This is a genomic window from Tengunoibacter tsumagoiensis (assembly GCF_003967535.1).
GTDB classification, from domain to species: Bacteria; Chloroflexota; Ktedonobacteria; order Ktedonobacterales; family Ktedonobacteraceae; genus Tengunoibacter; species Tengunoibacter tsumagoiensis.
On sequence record NZ_BIFR01000001.1, the window covers coordinates 3,843,996 to 3,861,462 of the forward strand.

Consider the following 17,467-nt stretch of genomic DNA (forward strand, 5'->3'; position numbering starts at 1 on the left):
GTACATACGTATCTCCTGAGATAGTACCAATGTCATGCCGCTCCAGCCCGTTACTTGTCTTCTCGCACATTAATGACCTCTGAAGAAGGGTACATACTATGACAGAACAGTACAAAGCGCCACAAGTCATCCAGAACGTTTTTCAACAATTGCTTCAGGTTGGTTCGCGTAAACAACCCTTCAGCAAAGAGAGCACTGAAAAAGTAGCTCGCATTCGCGACGCAAAAATCGTAAAAAGCGTCTGTCCCTACTGTGCCGTTGGCTGTGGGCTCAATGTCTATGTGAAAGACGGGCGCGTTATTGATATTGAAGGGAATCCGGATAGCCCCATTAATCAGGGTACGCTCTGCCCCAAGGGCTCAGCTACATTCCAATACACGATCAATCCCAGTCGACTTACTCATGTGCTCTATCGAGCGCCTTATAGTGATCATTGGGAGACCCGCTCACTCGACTGGGCAATGGAACAGATTGCGCACCGTGTTAAACAGACGCGCGAGGAAACCTTTGTCGAACGGCTGGAGGATGGTCAGGAAGTGAATCATACGCTCGGAATGGCTTCGCTCGGCGGTGCAACGCTGGATGTTGAGGAGAATTACCTCATTAAGAAGCTATTAGGAGGCGGCCTGGGGATAGTCTCAATTGAGAACCAGGCCCGGATATGACACAGCTCGACAGTGCCCGGTCTGGGTACAACAATTGGACGTGGCGGGGCAACATCCTTTCCACGCGATCTTCTCAATAGCGATTGCATCTGGATCATGGGAAGCAATATGGCTGAAGCCCACCCTGTTGCCTTTGCCAATGTGGTAAAAGCCAAAGAGCGCGGCGCGCAAGTTATTCACATCGATCCACATTTTTCTCGCACCTCGGCGCTCGCTAATCTTTACTTAGCGACACGAGCAGGCTCTGATATTGTGTTTTTAGGGGCCATCATTCGCTATCTACTGGAGAATCAGGCCTATTTCCTTGAGTATGTCCAACACTATACAAATGCTGCAATGCTTGTCTGCGAAGAGTTTCAGGATACTGAAGAATTAGATGGCCTCTTCTCAGGATATGATCCTCAGACGAACACCTATAGTGACCAGAGCAGCTGGGAGTATCAATACGATGAGCAGGGGAGGCCTCTAACAGATCCAACGCTTCAGCATCCTCGTTGTGTGCTCCAGATTATGAGGCGCCATTTTGCACGCTATACGCCTGCAATGGTGGAGGAAGTCTGTGGTGTCAGTCAAGAGCAATGGCTTCAGGTGGTACAGACACTGATTGCCAATTCCGGTCGTGAACGTACCTCGACCCTCTGCTATGCGGTTGGTTGGACGCAGCAATCAAAAGGGGTACAGATTATCCGAGCCGCTGCAATCGTACAGCTCTTATTAGGCAATGTTGGACGACCGGGTGGTGGAATTCTGGCCTTACGAGGGCATGCCTCCATTCAGGGTTCAACAGATATTCCTACCCTCTATGATCTGCTCTCCGGCTATATGCCACAGCCAGCGGCGATGCTCTCCAGCAAGCCACACGCCCATGATACCCCAACAGCCACCACCTGGGGGGCCAGACATGATCAACAAACGCATTCCAAAGATCAACAGACGCTGGAAAGCTATATCAAAGTCAATGGTCAAAAGCTTGGCTGGTGGTCAAATACCTCCTCGTATATAGTAAGCCTCCTCAAAGCCTGGTATGGCTCTGCGACTGAATTACCGGGAGCTGACAGAGGCTATCGCTGGCTTCCAAAGATCATTGGAGATCATTCCCATCTTAAGACAAGCTATGAGATGTTGGATGGTAAAGTGAAGGGATACTTTTTGTTTGGACAAAACCCTTCTGCCGGGAGCAGTAATGCACAGATGCAACGACGAGCTTTAGAGCAGTTAGACTGGATGGTTATACGTGATCTCTATGAAGTAGAGTCAGCTGTCTTCTGGTATAAAGGGACCGAACCCGTCGATCCAACCACCATTAAAACTGAGGTCTTTCTCCTTCCAGCTGCGGCTTCCACTGAAAAGGAAGGGAGCTTTACGAATACCCAACGCCTGGTTCAATGGCGTGATAAAGCCGTCGATCCACCAGACGACGCTCGCTCAGATCTCTGGTTTGTCTATCAACTGGGCAAACGGCTCAAAGAGCTTTATGCAGACAGTCATGAAGCCAAAGATCAGCCAATCCAGCATCTTACCTGGGACTATGAACGCCGTGAACCTGAGGAAGGTTCTCAGATTCACGATGAACCTGACGCACTTCTCGTGCTTAAAGAGATCAATGGGTATATTGTCCATCAAGAAGAGAACAAACAGGACTATACGCTGTCTGAGGCACCACATGTGCCTGGCTTTACAGCACTCAAAGCTGATGGTAGTACTGCTTGTGGCTCATGGATCTATAGTGGCATCTATCCAGAGCCCGGAAAAAATCTGGCAGCGTCACGGATCGCTGACGATTCCATCAGTCTACAATGGGGCTTTGCCTGGCCCGCTAACCGTAGGATTCTCTACAATCGAGCCTCGGCAGACCCTGAGGGCCGTCCCTGGTCCGAACAAAAAAAATACATCTGGTGGGATGCCGAAAAACGGCAATGGACAGGCTATGATATTCCCGACTTTCCCATCAATAAGCCACCTGACTATCGACCACCAGTTGGAGCGACGGGGATGGATGCCATCTCTGGCAGTGATCCGTTTATCATGAAACCTGATGGACGAGCCTGGCTCTTTGCTCCCAGGGGACTGAAAGATGGCCCCTTACCAACTCATTATGAGGCGATCGAGTCGCCTGTTCATAATCAGCTGTATCGTCAACAAAGCAATCCAGCCGCCAAATACAACAAAGATCGGAAGGATAACCGTCTAGCCGCTGTAGGTGATCCGCAGTATCCCATCGTTATTACGACGTATCGGCTTACAGAACATCATGTGAGCGGGCCAATGACGCGCTGGATGCCATGGCTGAACGCTTTGCAACCTTCGCTGTTTGCGGAGCTCAGTCCTGAGTTAGCCCATGAGCGACAGATCCAGCATGGAGACTGGATAGTACTCTGCACACCTCGAGGAGAGATCGAGGCCCGAGCTATGGTTACACGTCGATTACGGCCTTTACAGATGGGCAGACGAACCATTCATCAGATCGGACTCCCTTTCCACTGGGGATTTCAAGGCAAAAGTACAGGAAGTATCGCCAACGATCTCACCCATATGGTATTAGAGCCAAATGTGAGCATCGAAGAGGCCAAAGCTTTTACCTGTAACATACGTCCAGGGCGACTGAACAAAGGGGATTAAAAAAAGATGGTCAACTTAGCGGGAGGTTCTGGTAGAACCTCCCAGAAAAAGCGACAATTTATGAAACTGGTGGCTCCGCTTAAACACGAGCCACCAGTTCCCAGCAAGCCAGCAATGGGATTTTTTACCGACACCAGCATCTGCATTGGCTGTAAAGCCTGCGAAGTTGCATGCAGACAATGGAACCAGTTATCAGCGCCAGAAACACAATGGAGCGGTCATAGCTACGACAATACCGGTCAGCTCAGCGCTACTACCTGGCGGCATGTTCAATTCATCGAACAGGTACGAGTCAGTAAGCCTCAGATTCCAGCTCAACCGGAACTTCCGCTCTTTACGACGAATGATCAACTTACGACGAACGATCAACCAGTTGCCAGGGTTGAGCCAGCTATTCCAGCGGTACCATCAGGCACTGCCCTGCCATTTTTTAGCAGCGATCGCTGGCTGATGCAGAGCGACGTCTGCAAACATTGCGCAAATGCTCCCTGTCAGGAGGCCTGTCCCACCGGGGCAATCATCCGTACAGAATTTGACACAGTCTATGTGCAACAAGATATCTGCAATGGCTGTGGCTATTGTATTGTTGCCTGCCCATTTGGCGTTATTGCCCGTGACGAGAAGGGGGATCATCTAGCCCATAAATGTACCCTCTGCTATGATCGGCTCAAAGAGGACATGCAGCCCGCCTGTGCCAAAGCATGTCCCACTCAATCAATCGTCTTTGGCGAGGTTGAGCACCTGAAACAGCAAGCACGAGAGAGAGTAGGCAGCCTGCAACAGCGCGGTGTACACACAGCACAATTATATGGAGTGGATGACACTATTCTACAAGGTGGCCTACACTCTTTCTTTCTGCTACTCGATCAACCAGAGGTGTATAATCTCCCACAAGACCCGCCGCGACCTTCCAACAATGTCTGGCCTACCTCTTTCTGGACAATTGTGTCTGCATTACTGATGGGAGTTCTGGGAATGCTCTTTTTCAAACAAGATTAATAGAAGTGGAGTAGACCTGCTATGGGAGACTATATCGATCACGCGACGCCATCAAATGGACAGCCACAGCCTGCCAGAACGATCAGAAAAAATCTTTATGAGCAATTGGCGCTTGTGACAACAGGCTATCAACCAGAGAGAGAGAAAGAACAACAGGAGATCTCCTACTATGATTATCCTGTACTCAAAGCACCGGTCTGGAGTTGGGAGATTGTCTGGTATTTCTTTTTTGGAGGTCTGGCTGCTGGCTGTTATGTGATAGCGAGCATTGCCTCGCTCTTTGGTTCAAAAGAGGATCAAGTTGTCACAAGAACAGGCTATTACCTCTCCTTGCTAGCACTCCTGCCATGTCCACCATTGTTAATTAAAGATCTCGGCAAGCCAGAGCGTTTTCTGCATATGATGCGCGTTTTTAAGGTACAATCGCCAATGTCAATGGGCGTCTGGGGCATTCTCACATTCTCTTTCTTTAGTGGAATAACAACAATGATTCAAGCAGCCCGAGATGGTCTGCTGGGAAAGTGGTGGGGAGCTCGTTGGCTGGCTTCCTGGCCTCAAAAACTGCTGGCGGTTCCAGGCAGTATTGCCGGAGTTTTTCTTGGTGGCTACACAGGAGTCCTCTTAGCAGCCACGAGCATTCCACTCTGGTCACGAAGCAAATTTATGGGAGCGATCTTTATTGCCTCAGCTCTCTCAACCAGTGGAGCGCTCATCTCGTTGGTTCTGCATCTTACGCAGGCACCAGCCAGAACCCTTAAGAAGCTCGAACGGCTAGAAGTATCAAATATGCTTATCGAACTAACTGGTATCCTTATCTTCCTGCGTCAATCCAGACGTGTAGCTCGACCACTGGTTGGAAGTGGGCCAGAGGAGCATGGGCGAACGTTCTGGCGCTTTATGTTTGGTGGGGGCCTGGTCCTACCGCTTGCGCTCCAATTTCTTCTTTTACAGACAAAAAATCACAAGAAATCGCCGGGCGGAGTGAGCCTGCTCATCTCAGGGCTTATCCTTATGGGCGGTTACTTCTTGCGCCGAACAATGATTGATGCCGGGCACAGTTCCAGCAAAGATGCACGAACTGTCCTGTGGAACGCACGCAAGAAACATTAGTACACTCTACACTTATTATAATTTTACTGCACTTTCGCTTCATCGGGAGCGGGAAAAAAATGTCGAAATGAAAAGGCATAGGGCGTTTCACCATGCATCCGCAAATAGGCAAGACGCTCCTTTGCCTCTTCAATAGTTGGAAGATGCCCCTGTGGAATCCACCATAAAGCGATAAAAGGGCCATCAATATGAGCAAACCAGCGTTGACGCTCCTTCATGACCTGATGATGAAGACCTTGCGGAGAATAAATAAACTCCAATAGTGCCTCTCTCGAACGCCATACAGACATATTAAGCTGTATCAACACATCATCAAAAGGAGTTGTTCTGACCGAATTCGCGTTCTTTGGTGAGCGATACCGCCAGACAAATCCGGGACTATGCTCTGCATACTGATGGACCTCCTCAAGTTTCGTCACAAAGTCAGCTAATTGAGGATCATTTAATGGCGCGAGCACGCGAGAAATATTTACCTCCGCAAGATAATACATAGATAAAAGCTCCTATACCTTCTAGAATACAGCAGAGTAATTGCTTTACTAAAGCATAGCAGCTTTCCATCCGGTTTTAAAGTAGCATTCAAGCAGGCAAAGATTATCTTTACCACGAGCTTATTTTTTGTAACTTGCGTTCTACCGTTAGAATAAGATCTCAATTTACCAGAACAAAGCGGTAGGCATAACAGGCAAATATACCACTCTGCATTCAGCTATCTGATTTCAGGATGACATGAACCGAAACCCGCCGCAAGCCGCCGTCCTTTCAAGGCGTGCCGGTAAGGCGGGTTTTCTCTTGGCTTTAGCCCTTGCTTTTTTGTATAAAATGTGATATAAATACCACATGGAAAAACCAGAGTACACCAGTACCCGCATTTGGATACGAACCGTAAGAGCTGCAAAGCTCATCGGAGCATATACCAATGAAAGCATCGTGAAAGTGCTTGATCGACTTGTTCAACAGGAATTAACAAGAGTTCTTGCGAAACAAGAGGAAGAGGAGAAGTGATGGGGAAGGCGACCAAAACGATCAAACAGGCATTGTGCTATCAACCGCAGCATGCGCTCTGGTTTGAAGCTCACCATGCCCTGTTCAACCGGGTGGCCGCCTTCTACTTTGATGTGATCAACGCCCATGTGAAACTGCTCGATCTGCCGACAAAAGAAGCGCTCACCGCTCTGGAGAAACTTACTCATCGCACGGCTGATAATCCTGATCCCATCATGCCACTCTCCGAGATTGAGCCCAACATTCCCGCCCTGTTTCGACGCGCTGCCATTAACACCGCGCTGGGGTCCGCTCGCTCTTTCTTTTCGCATCTCGCCAGATGGAAAGCGAAAAAGGCGAAAGCGGAGGCCAAAGGCAAAACCTGTGGCGATCGTCCACCCGTTCCGCCTCGCACATGGCGCAAGTCTCCTTCTTTTTATGCTGGAATGTACAAAGGACGCACCACGACGAACACCTTGCTCAAGATCTGGACGGGAACCTGCTGGTCCTGGGTCAAAGTGCGCACGCTGGGCGGGGATGTGGAGGATGGCTACGTGTTGGGAAGTCCCTCGCTCATTCGCAAAGGCGATCGATGGGTGCTGCATACCCCTGTTGAAAAAACCTTTACCAGTCCGGGCAAAATCGTTGAACAGATGGCTTATCCTGAGACACGCATCTGTTCGGTAGACCTCAATTTAGGCGACCACATCGCCGTCTGCACGGTGCAAACTGCCGCAGGTACGATCCTTGCCACCCGCTTTCTCAAGGGTGGCAAACGGATATCCGGCTTTAGGAAAAGGTAGCTTGGCATTATTGCACGCAATCGCAAGAGAACGGGAATCATTGCCACTGAAGAGCAGGATAACGCGGCTCTGTGGCACCAAATAGCCAATCACGATGAAGACTTTTCCCATCAGATCAGCGCTCGCATTGTCCAGTTTGCCAAACACCACGGGGCAAGCATCCTGGTGTTTGAGCATCTGGGGAACCTGAAACCCGAACAAGGAAAATACAGTCGTCGCGGGAATAGCAAGCGGGCATTCTGGATGAAGGGACGCATCTTCCGGTATTGCAAGTACAAAGCCTGGAATGAAGGCATCATCACCAGTCGGGTCAATCCGCGCAACACGAGCCGAGAATGTGCATGCTGTCATGCGAACGTGATTCGCTATGCCCAGGGCACTCCTGAGCAAGGCTATACCATGGGGGCTCCACTGGTGATCTGTCCTGCGTGCGGGATGCGTGGCAATGCGGATCGTAACGCGGCCATCGTGATTGGTCAACGGCTGGTCTCCCGATATCAAGAAAAGCCTCGCACTCCGCTTGCCCGTCAAACGGAGGACCCGAGAGGGTCAGGTGTGGCCATCTGCCAGGGCGCCAAAGGGGACGGGGAACCATCCATTCCCCCATCTGGGCGCGCAGATCGCCAGGGGCATGGCACCGCCCATGGGAAAAAGCGCAGGATGGGTGCGCCTTCTCCCCGTATTGCTACCCAACTACGCTTGTTCACCGAGTAGCTTCTAGCAAGCACAGACTCAGAAGAGCGACTACGGAGCAGTGCAAGAAGCCGCCGCGTTTCTAACGCGTGCGGAGTGTCACAGGAGGCTAAAGGAGACCATAGATAGAGAGCCCGGTCTGCGTGGCCACAAAAACATGTCCATCAGCGACCGTTGGGACACTAAACTTCATATAACTATCCAGTTGATCACGTTTGGGATTCTGATCACTTGAAAAAAGTTCATGCTTAAGATCAGTTGCATCGTAGGCACGTAGGATAGCAGGGCCGAGAGGAGTACACCCGGGATCAGGACAATTAACGGAGCCAGTCACCCAAACAATCCCAGTCCCGGCGAGATTTCCATTACTTGAAACTGAAGGCGTTGCGCCAGAAAAGGCAAACGTTTCGGTGCTCTGGCTACTAACAGTTGATGGAAGGAGACCATTCTTCAACTGAAAGGCTTCCAGCGGGTGCTTGAAACCACCAATGTACACCAGTGGACCACTTTTCGTTGTACCTTGCCAGTACCCCATACTACCAAACATCGCGCCAGTTATACCTATAGGAAATTCCTCTACAGCGTGATCCACATCAGTACGAAACTGTTCAGCATTCGCCGGGGCTCCAGAACGAATACACTTTAACTGTTGATCTGAGACATACTTCCCCATTGTATCCCGATCCAATAGATATAATCGTCCCTCTTTCCCAATGCCCAACAACTCATGTGGATGCTTTGTACCTGTTTGATCGGGCAAAAGGAGCGCCCCACTTGATCCCAGATCTTTATCAAAAGTATCCAGGCATTTTTGATTAAAGGGAGTAAAATAATCCACAAGTTGCAGACCAGACTTTGTGCTCAACTTCAGAATGGTATCGCCAGCATCTGAACCACCCTGGTTCAGATTGAAGGTTCCATTGCCAGAAATTGCATAAATATTGCCCTCTGCATCAGCAGAGGGGCCAGATGCTCCCATCCAGATCCCGCCATCCTCACCATTGGGCATATCATTGTAGATGCCCGCGTGAATCTGGCTCAAATGCTTTCCATCATAGCTATACCCTAACACCCAACCATGATAATCTTTACGATCCCCAAAGGAAGCCCAGGCGATATACACATTATGATTCAAAAGTAACAGAGCTGCACGCTGTTGCTCCTTTTGCGCATCAAAGTACACCATACCATTTTTGCTATCAGCACTATGTCCAGCAACGGAGGCCGTAATCTGAAGAGGGCTACCAGGCTTATCGTTCCCAGTCTGAATATCAAGAGCGTGCAGGCGCTGGATAAAGGCACCACCCTCTTTCGTCATTGATACAACAAACAATGTGCCAGTAGTAGTGTCAATGACTGGTGTCCCCGTAATCCCAATAGGATCTCCAGAGACCGTTGCAGAACCATGACCAAAGATATCGCTTGCATACACAGGAGTAACAGTAGGTGGGTGAATAAACGATGTCTGCCAGAGAGGAGCGCCGGCCTGAGTCGCATCGGAATCAAATGCGTAGACGCTATCATTTTCTGTCGCAACATACACAACATTATGTGTATTCCCTCCAATAGGAACATTAGGCAGATACAGCGGTTGAGCCGCGACCTTGCCATCGACTGGATAAACGACCTTACGACCAAACGAATGAACATTCACATTACTGGTCGTTAACAGCGTTTCTCGAAGATTCTGACCGGTCCGTAAATTATCATTATGATACGTTGTTACAGCTACTCCTGAACTATGAACCTCTGTGTGGCCCCTGGCTGCAACCAATTTGCTGGCTGTAGTGACTAGCGGAAGAAACACGCAGATGCACACAAGTAAGAAAACAGCCCATACCTTTTTAGACAATATCGATCGTTGAAGCATCCTCTCCACCCTTTCGTCTAGACGTGATATCCTACCACCATTTACTTCAACCATGTTTTTTCAAAAAGTTGTCACATGACAAGCACCACTACTTTACCAACACCATTCCCAGGCCCAACAGAGAACACAATCAATCCAATCGCGAGCAAAGTAAAAAGTGCTTCGAAAAAGAGTATAATCGATCCAGAATTGGGTGAGAATACGCATATTTGCGTATATTTAAATACAACAAAATTACTACCTGTTTAGTGGCATATTGCAGCAAGCAGATCTCCGCTAAATACGATAAAATTACTACCTGTTTAGTGGCATATTGCAGCAAGCAGATCTCCGCTAAAAAGGCGAAGGGAGTACGTAGAAGAGAAAGTCCCTCAGCGATCTCGCTATCCAACTTTCTTTGCCAGCACTCGTAGATAAGATACCTATGATATGATGCCTAGAGCATCCAAGATATCCTGTAGGGCTAGGAGAGAAGCATATGGAGGAGCCACGAGACAATCACGTACGCCAGACCAATAGCTCCGACACTACAACACGAATCACTGCCAAGCTATCGCCAGAAGAGGTAAAGCAAGAGGCAGGGATCACCAATAAAGAGGCAACACAGCAAGGCAATGGATCACCCGTAGACATTCAACTCACCGTCATTGAAGGGCTTCAAGTTGGACGTGGAGTAGCAAGGATCGATCCTGCCGATATTGCGCGTCTGGGCTGTCAACCAGGCGATATCGTGATGATTACGGGAGCACGCACAACAGCGGCCAAGGTTGTGCCCAGTGCACTCATCGATCGCGGGCAACAATCCATTCAGATGGATAGCCAGGTACGGCAGAATAGCGCATCTGGATTAGGTGAACACATTACCGTTCACAAAGCTCGCGTGCAAACGGCCGAAAAAGTCACGCTCCTCCCATTGAGTGGAGGTGCCCCTATTCAAGAGAGCGACCTTCAATATATTGCCCGCTATCTGGTGGGCCTCCCCGTGACGATTGGAGACCTGTTGCGCGTTGGAACACCTGGAACGGCTCCACGCGAATTTCTGATCATTGGCACAACTCCAGCCACTCCAAGCTACACATTGCAGCGCAAAGATGTCAGCGGAGAACTACCACTGGCACCTCCTGTACACAATGCGGAGGTGGAAGCCGTCTTAGTGCAGGCTGGAACGATCGTTCGCGCACAAGCAAGAGGGGCTGCCAACGGCACGCAGGGACGAGTGGGCTATGAAGATATTGGTGGATTGGGCAAAGAGTTGCAACGCATTCGCGAGATGATCGAGCTCCCACTCAAATATCCAGCCGTCTTTGATCGTCTAGGAGTTGAACCGCCCAAAGGGGTCTTATTGTATGGACCTCCCGGAACTGGAAAAACGCTGATTGCACGCGTCGTTGCAGCTGAGACCAATGCCGCATTTTTCATTATCAATGGACCAGAAATTATTAACAAATTTTATGGCGAGAGCGAATCACGGCTCCGCTCAGTCTTTCAGGAAGCCCAGCGACGCGCACCAAGCATCATTTTTATTGATGAGCTAGATGCTTTAGCCCCTAAACGTGCAGAGACTGGCGGAGAGGTGGAGCGCCGTATTGTTGGGCAACTCTTAGCCTTAATGGATGGCCTGGAGTCCCGTGGGCAGGTCGTTCTCATTGGAGCAACCAATCAACCTAACGCGTTAGACCCTGCAATGCGTCGACCAGGCAGATTTGATCGTGAGATATCGCTTCGCGTCCCTGATGTGCGAGGGCGCACTGAGATTCTGCAAATTCATAGTAAAGATGCAGCACTTGCCAATGATATCGATCTGGCTCGACTGGCTCAGCTCACACCAGGCTTTGTGGGAGCTGACCTTGAGGCACTTTGCCGTGAGGCCGCAATGATTGCGCTACGTCGTGTCCTCCCACATATTGACTATCAACGAGGCTATATTCCATACGAGACGCTGGTCAATCTCAATATTACGATGGCAGACTTTCAAGCCGCCCTTCGCGAAGTGGAACCGTCTACGACACGTGAAGTCTATGTTGAAGTCAGTGAGACCTCATGGGATGATATTGGAGGGCTGGAATATGTCAAAACAACGCTCACTGAAGGCGTTGAATGGCCCTTACGCTTCCCCGAGATCTATGCCAATGCCAAAGTCGAACCTCCTCGTGGAGTACTGCTCGCGGGCCCTCCAGGAACCGGAAAAACATTGATTGCACGAGCACTCGCCAATCAATGTGAAGCCAGCTTTATCTCCATCAAAGGGCCAGAACTGCTCTCTAAATGGGTTGGTGAATCAGAAAAGGGCATTCGAGAGGTCTTCCGCCGCGCTAAACAGGCAGCTCCTTGCATTGTCTTTTTTGATGAACTGGATGCATTAGCCCCCCGGCGTGGGAGCGGCAATGATGGCAATGTGGGAGATAGAGTCATCGCACAACTCTTAACTGAGATGGACGGCATCGAAGGTCGCGAAGGCGTCATCGTCGTTGCAGCAACCAATCGACCAGAAGCAATTGATCTGGCGCTCTTACGTCCTGGACGATTTGACCTGATCGTTGAGCTGCGAGCCCCAAGCGAGATTGAACGGCAGGCAATCTTTGCTGTGCACTTACGAGGCCGGCCAATTACGCCAGATATCACCATCGAAGAGCTTGCCAAGATCACCCCAAATCGAAGTGGAGCAGATATAGAAGCCATCTGCCGCCGTGCCGCACTCCTGGCATTACGTGAGTGGATCACGCCCAAGCTCGGCATTGGTCAAGTGCAGATCACACCTGTCACTGAAGAGGGAGAGCCGCTTGAACCCACTGGAGAGACAGCGATGACCCCCCAGATAGCAGCACGACCTTTTCAGATCCGGCCCGAACATTTTGCACAGGCAATCGACGAACAGCGCGAACGCTACTCGGTTCAGGAAGCGGCAGAAGAGGAGAGAACACGGCAAGAACGCGGACGACAACGGCTGATTGACATGGCAGCAGGAAAAGATCCACACGAAAAACCACCATTGCGAGGCTTCCGGCTCTGGCTCGCGCGTCTCTTTGGTCTGGTAGAAGCAAATTAAAACTCTTCCGGTAAAACGCCCTCTGTGACTATCATAAGCAGAAGCTCTTCTTTAGAGATCAACAGAGATCAAAGCACAGCTTCTGCTTCATAGTCAAAGTATATCATAGAGAACGCTTGCGTTGTAAGTACTGCACACTTACAATATATAGGCGACTATGATATAATAAACAATGGAGCGTATTCTAAAGAAGCGAAGGGAGAACATAGTGTTACCCATACATGACAACTCCTCTTTCGTCTCCAGTGAGCAAGTAACAGAGGCGTACCTGAAGGCTATCGGGTTAATAGATGAGCGCGTAGCTCCCTTTCTAGGGAGAGCAACTACCCGTGCCCTGGTACAAGGTGCCGCCAACCGCATCAAACAGAAATACCCCTTTCTCCGCTGCCTGATCAATCGACCGTATACCGATCTGAAACTATCAACCATTAAAGATGAATGCGCCGGTGTCGCGGCCCCAAAGCTCATTGAAGGGCTTAATGCTCTCGTTGACGAGTGCTTTGCAGGTTTGCGAGAGCTAACAGGCGATCTTATAGCTCCGCCGTTACATGAAGAAGTTATGCATCAGTTAGATCATGTAGATCAACCACCATTACAATAAGGGAGCAGCATGGAGAGCAGCGTACAGTCTGACATCCAAGTAACCGCTCAATCCAATGGACTGAACGAAGAGCGTCTGCTGGCTATCCGCCAGGAGATGGAGTATCTCAATACCATTGGGAAACGGTTTGTAGCTGCGCTGGATCGCTTTCAGGTCCATCGAGCCCTGCTGGCCGCGTTGAGTGACATCTATAGTTTTGCGGCCTGTTGCATTCTGCTCAAAACCGAACCCGTTGAGCTCTTCATCATCCCCTGCTATCCTCTCAATGCAACGTTTTTAGAGTCCATGATCCAAAGCATTGCTAATGCCTCCAATGCACTCAATTTCCCTACCATGACGGCTGAACAGCTTATTCGTGCGGCCTACTTCGATGCGCCCGATGAGCTAGCACCATCAAGAAACTATGGAGTCGTTGGTGGGACGAAGGTCGGCTCCCATCTCAATATTCCTTTGATTGTTGAGGATTCTATTATTGGCATGCTCAGTCTTTTCGACGAGAAAGAACATGCTTTTGATGAAAATCTCCTGCAATTGACGACCATGATTGCTGATTATGCTGCAGTTGCCCTGGAAAACGTTCGACTTCATGAACGGGCTAATGCTCTCTGGCAACAGACGGAACTGGAACGGATGCGGCTTAAACTCATTCTTGGTAGCATGACTGAAGGTCTGCTTATTACAAATGCGAAGGGGAATATTACGGAGCTAAACTCCTCAGCTCGTCAACTCTTCTCACAAGTAGGAATCGATTTTGATCCAGATCAGCCACTTTATACATTGGCAGAGAGTAGTACTGCCCCCTGGGTTCCACGTTTTATTGAGATTCTCAGGCAGGCTTTAACTGGCAAAACGGTCAAAAATCAAGAATTGGTCATTGGCAACTCACAGGAACGCGTTCCGTTAACACTCAGTATCAGTGCTGCACCTCTGTATGAAGCCAGTACGCCAAAACGGCCCATTGGAGTCGTTGCAGTCCTTACTGATGTCACGTCAAGCAAACAAGTAGAACGATTAAAAGACGAATTTGTCTCCGTCGTCTCTCATGAGCTGCGAACACCTCTTACTACCATTAAAGGATATACTCAGCACCTTGTGCGCAGAATCGAGAGGCGCCTGCGTAAAGTTAGAAGCAGTCAACCAGATGAAGAGGGAGGAAACGATCTTCCAGAGGTGCAAGATTTACGCAATTTAACCATCGTTCAGAGCCAGACGGATCATCTCGAACGGCTCGTCAATGATCTTCTCGATCTCTCTCGGGTCCAATGGGGCCACCTTGAGCTTAGCTATAGCACTTTTCACCTGGCAGATCTCCTCAGCACAAATATTCATTCAGTTCAGGCCAGTGCTGAGCAACATGCCATTTCGTTGAATCTTCAAGTCCAGGAGACGCAGGTAATTGCTGACCAGGCACGCATCAGCCAGGTTGTAGGAAATATCCTGGATAACGCGGTGAAATACTCTCCCTATGGCGGCCAGGTTCATGTTAACCTGTGTATGTATCAGGATAAGTACTTGATCAGTATCAGCGATCAAGGCATAGGCGTAAGTCCAGAACAATTCGATCACATTTTTGAGCGGTTTTATCGCGTACAAAATACAGCGAGCAAACATTTTGCAGGTATTGGCCTTGGCCTTTACGTCGCAAAAGCGATCGTTAATGCACATGGTGGACAGATCTGGCTGGCAAATAATCAGGGCACAGGGACAACATTCCATTTTACGCTCCCTGTCGTACCTCCTCATCCTTCACCTATAGCATAGCATGAAGAACGGACTGAATTGCTACATTGTTTGTAGCAATTCAGTCGGATTAGACCCAAAATGGTCCTGGACGTAGGAATGACCAAAAGGTGTAAAGTGAATGGTAGCCCAGGACGAACGGAGAGCCTGCATTGTCCGCAAGACGCGTGCCTCACCCCAGAGTGGATAGCGCAGATCACGCAAAGTATGAATGAGATCTCCACTGATAGATAAAAGAACTGCACAGAGAAACACAATCCATTGGCCTACTGGATAAGCGGGAAACGTAATCGGTGTAAAAGGGGAGAGGAGAGCTACGGCCAATATGCCTGTAGAGACACAGGCGGGGACAAGGACACTCAGCCAGAGGGTCAAAAGAGATGGCTCATACAAAAACAATGCCGTCACCCCAAACGGGCTTACAGCCCAACCTAACAATGGTTCTCTCCGTAAAAGCATCACGCCCACACGAGCACACTCGCACAGAACGATCCACAACACAAGGAACAGCAACAAGCCCAAGAAGTTACTGACATGAATAGCGCCCAATAAATCTGGCATGCACAAAACTCCTGACACTACTGTGCGTTTTGAATGCGGACTGGTTCTCTTCTATTATAAACCAGACGCTCTTTTTTGTGCAATTGATAAGGAGGAATGGATCAGATCATGGCTCACATGATTCCTTCCATCCCTGTGCTCCAATGAGAGGCACAAAGACGCAATAGCCCAACGAACGGGTTGAAAAACCTTCAGCAGTGCGTTGCACAACCTGTAAATCTTGTCGTGCTTGCTCACTCCCTACAGGTATAACAAGCAAGCCGCCTGGAGCCAATTGATCCAGGAGAGCTGAAGGAATAGCAGGTGCGGCGGCAGTAACCAGGATACGATCATACGGAGCCGCTTCAGGCCAGCCCAGTGTACCATCCCCTACGAGCAGGGTAACCGGCGATTTACAAGGAAGATGTGAGAGTCTCTCCTTCGCCTGACGAGCCAATTCAGGATAACGTTCAATGCTATAGACCTTCCCAGCTAGCTGGGCCAGAAGAGCCGTCTGATACCCTGATCCCGTTCCAATCTCCAGGACCCGCTCTCTCCCAGACAGATTTAATGCCTGGGTCATGGTCGCGACCATTAAAGGTTGGGAGATTGTCTGGCCCTGGCTAATTGGAAGAGCTCGATCAGCGTAGGCGAGGGAGAGCAGATCCTGCTCCACAAACAGTTCTCGTGGAACCTGTTCCAGAGCAAAGAGAACCCGCTGATCACGAATACCCTGGCTTTGGAGCCAGGCGAGCAAGGATGAGCGTTGTTGTGAAAAATTTTGCATAAAAGATCTGACCAAAGCTCACGCTTTTGAGTGATAAAACAACAATGATCAAAAATAGTGCAGATAAGATGATACGATGGAGGATGCTACATTGAAGATCAGGGGTGGTTGCAAAAGAAATATGGGCGTTACTGGGATCGAACCAGTGGCCTCTTCGGTGTGAACGAAGCGCTCTCCCGCTGAGCTAAACGCCCGTCTAACTGGTGACGGGTGTAACTATATCACCAGTCCAGGGCTTTGTCAAGCGCTTTTGTCAACAATATTGCTAAGGAGAGACAAAATCTGTGGATGGGATAAGAGAAGAATGCATTTGTCCAAAAGTGAGACGCCTATTCCAATATATCCGTGTTCTATACAGAAGCAGAATTATCTCCAGAAGGAAAGGGAAGAAGAATGAAAAAATCTGTTTTAAAATGGGTAGTGGGAGTTATCGTTCTACCAGCATTGGTGCTCGCCTTACGTAAACAGATCTTTACCTTTATCGACGAACGTCTGTAGGTGGGTTCTTTTTAGAACCCACTTTCTCCTGATATATGGTATACTGAGGGGCAGCGTCCTATTCTACGTCCTTCAGGAGAGATATTTTTATGGAAGAGAAAGCTTCAAGTTCCAGCGTTTCGACTCCCCAGGCTCAGAGCGCTTCAGCAGCAGCTTACCAGGAATCCACGGCCCCCGTTGAACGAAGCGAAGCTGAACAACGCAAAGCATATGGAACGGCTAAAACGGAGAACCTCCGCGATTCTGGACTCTGGCGTATTATCCTACCAGGTGCTATAGCCCTTTTCTGCATCTCTTTGCTAGCGATTCCACTGTTTATCTTAATCCCCCTTCTCTCTAATTCTATTGCTGCACTCCATGGCGGAAATCCACAAGAAGCTCAATTAATCTGGGTCTGGATTACGATGATCGTCCTTGAATTAATTATCTCGTCTGTGGTCATCTGGGGGCTCTGCCGCATCTTTTTAACCCAGGCTGGCAATTACGGTCGCTCCCATACAGCATAGCAGTTC

General features: G+C 49.4%; 11 protein-coding genes, 1 tRNA gene and 1 pseudogene. 8 read left to right on the plus strand and 5 right to left on the minus strand.

Going from position 1 to position 17,467, the window contains the following annotated elements; translation table 11 throughout:
- Window positions 1-98 precede the first annotated feature (98 nt).
- The 3 genes from fdnG to nrfD are packed head-to-tail and all read left to right on the plus strand — an operon-like array spanning window position 99 to window position 5,393.
- Window positions 99-3,284 (plus strand): formate dehydrogenase-N subunit alpha, encoded by a 3,186-nt coding sequence (gene fdnG / locus EL628_RS15135; protein ID WP_281276543.1) that lies wholly within the window; start codon window positions 99-101, stop codon window positions 3,282-3,284.
- Between the two features lie 6 nt (window positions 3,285-3,290).
- A complete protein-coding gene (locus EL628_RS15140; RefSeq protein ID WP_126580764.1) occupies window positions 3,291-4,283 on the plus strand; it encodes a 4Fe-4S dicluster domain-containing protein in 993 nt (330 codons plus the stop codon).
- Window positions 4,284-4,304: 21 nt separating this feature from the next.
- A complete protein-coding gene (gene nrfD / locus EL628_RS15145; RefSeq protein ID WP_126580765.1) occupies window positions 4,305-5,393 on the plus strand; it encodes an NrfD/PsrC family molybdoenzyme membrane anchor subunit in 1,089 nt (362 codons plus the stop codon).
- A 23-nt stretch (window positions 5,394-5,416) separates the two neighbouring features.
- On the opposite strand, the gene EL628_RS15150 is transcribed toward nrfD, so the two are convergent.
- Complete coding sequence (locus EL628_RS15150) at window positions 5,417-5,884, minus strand: DUF3291 domain-containing protein (RefSeq protein ID WP_126580766.1); 468 nt, start codon at window positions 5,882-5,884, stop codon at window positions 5,417-5,419.
- A gap of 513 nt (window positions 5,885-6,397) precedes the next feature.
- Between EL628_RS15150 and EL628_RS15155 the strand changes: the two are divergent.
- Window positions 6,398-7,894, plus strand: a pseudogene (locus EL628_RS15155) (RNA-guided endonuclease TnpB family protein).
- A gap of 88 nt (window positions 7,895-7,982) precedes the next feature.
- Here the strand turns inward: EL628_RS15155 and EL628_RS15160 are convergent.
- Window positions 7,983-9,743: a pyrrolo-quinoline quinone gene (locus tag EL628_RS15160; RefSeq protein WP_126580767.1), complete on the minus strand. Its 1,761-nt coding sequence runs from the start codon at window positions 9,741-9,743 to the stop codon at window positions 7,983-7,985.
- Window positions 9,744-10,221: 478 nt separating this feature from the next.
- Between EL628_RS15160 and EL628_RS15165 the strand changes: the two genes are divergently transcribed.
- From EL628_RS15165 to EL628_RS15175, 3 genes are all read left to right on the plus strand, one after another.
- Window positions 10,222-12,789: a CDC48 family AAA ATPase gene (locus tag EL628_RS15165; RefSeq protein ID WP_126580768.1), complete on the plus strand. Its 2,568-nt coding sequence runs from the start codon at window positions 10,222-10,224 to the stop codon at window positions 12,787-12,789.
- A 208-nt stretch (window positions 12,790-12,997) separates the two neighbouring features.
- Entirely contained in the window at window positions 12,998-13,390 is a 393-nt protein-coding gene (locus tag EL628_RS15170) for a hypothetical protein (protein ID WP_126580769.1), read from the plus strand.
- A 9-nt stretch (window positions 13,391-13,399) separates the two neighbouring features.
- A complete protein-coding gene (locus EL628_RS15175) occupies window positions 13,400-15,151 on the plus strand; it encodes an ATP-binding protein (protein ID WP_126580770.1) in 1,752 nt (583 codons plus the stop codon).
- A gap of 21 nt (window positions 15,152-15,172) precedes the next feature.
- Here EL628_RS15175 and EL628_RS15180 read toward each other — a convergent pair whose 3' ends face one another.
- The 3 genes from EL628_RS15180 to EL628_RS15190 all read right to left on the minus strand — a co-directional run bounded on the left by EL628_RS15180 (window position 15,173) and on the right by EL628_RS15190 (window position 16,651).
- Window positions 15,173-15,691, minus strand: coding sequence for a hypothetical protein (locus EL628_RS15180; RefSeq protein ID WP_126580771.1), 519 nt, complete (start codon window positions 15,689-15,691; stop codon window positions 15,173-15,175).
- A 106-nt stretch (window positions 15,692-15,797) separates the two neighbouring features.
- On the minus strand, window positions 15,798-16,457 hold the full coding sequence (locus tag EL628_RS15185) for a protein-L-isoaspartate(D-aspartate) O-methyltransferase (RefSeq protein WP_126580772.1): 660 nt from the start codon (window positions 16,455-16,457) through the stop codon (window positions 15,798-15,800).
- 122 nt (window positions 16,458-16,579) lie between these two features.
- Window positions 16,580-16,651, minus strand: a tRNA-Val gene (locus EL628_RS15190).
- Window positions 16,652-17,044: 393 nt separating this feature from the next.
- Here EL628_RS15190 and EL628_RS15195 point away from each other — a divergent pair.
- Window positions 17,045-17,461, plus strand: coding sequence for a hypothetical protein (locus EL628_RS15195; protein ID WP_126580773.1), 417 nt, complete (start codon window positions 17,045-17,047; stop codon window positions 17,459-17,461).
- Window positions 17,462-17,467 lie beyond the last annotated feature (6 nt).

Bases quoted from the DNA above. Each gene is read 5' to 3' on its own strand.
- EL628_RS15140 (WP_126580764.1), top strand. From the start codon at position 3,291: ATGGTCAACTTAGCGGGAGGTTCTGGTAGAACCTCCCAGAAAAAGCGA.
- nrfD (WP_126580765.1), top strand. From the start codon at position 4,305: ATGGGAGACTATATCGATCACGCGACGCCATCAAATGGACAGCCACAG.
- EL628_RS15150 (WP_126580766.1), bottom strand. From the start codon at position 5,884: ATGTATTATCTTGCGGAGGTAAATATTTCTCGCGTGCTCGCGCCATTA.
- EL628_RS15160 (WP_126580767.1), bottom strand. From the start codon at position 9,743: ATGCTTCAACGATCGATATTGTCTAAAAAGGTATGGGCTGTTTTCTTA.
- EL628_RS15165 (WP_126580768.1), top strand. From the start codon at position 10,222: ATGGAGGAGCCACGAGACAATCACGTACGCCAGACCAATAGCTCCGAC.
- EL628_RS15175 (WP_126580770.1), top strand. From the start codon at position 13,400: ATGGAGAGCAGCGTACAGTCTGACATCCAAGTAACCGCTCAATCCAAT.
- EL628_RS15180 (WP_126580771.1), bottom strand. From the start codon at position 15,691: ATGCCAGATTTATTGGGCGCTATTCATGTCAGTAACTTCTTGGGCTTG.
- EL628_RS15185 (WP_126580772.1), bottom strand. From the start codon at position 16,457: ATGCAAAATTTTTCACAACAACGCTCATCCTTGCTCGCCTGGCTCCAA.
- EL628_RS15195 (WP_126580773.1), top strand. From the start codon at position 17,045: ATGGAAGAGAAAGCTTCAAGTTCCAGCGTTTCGACTCCCCAGGCTCAG.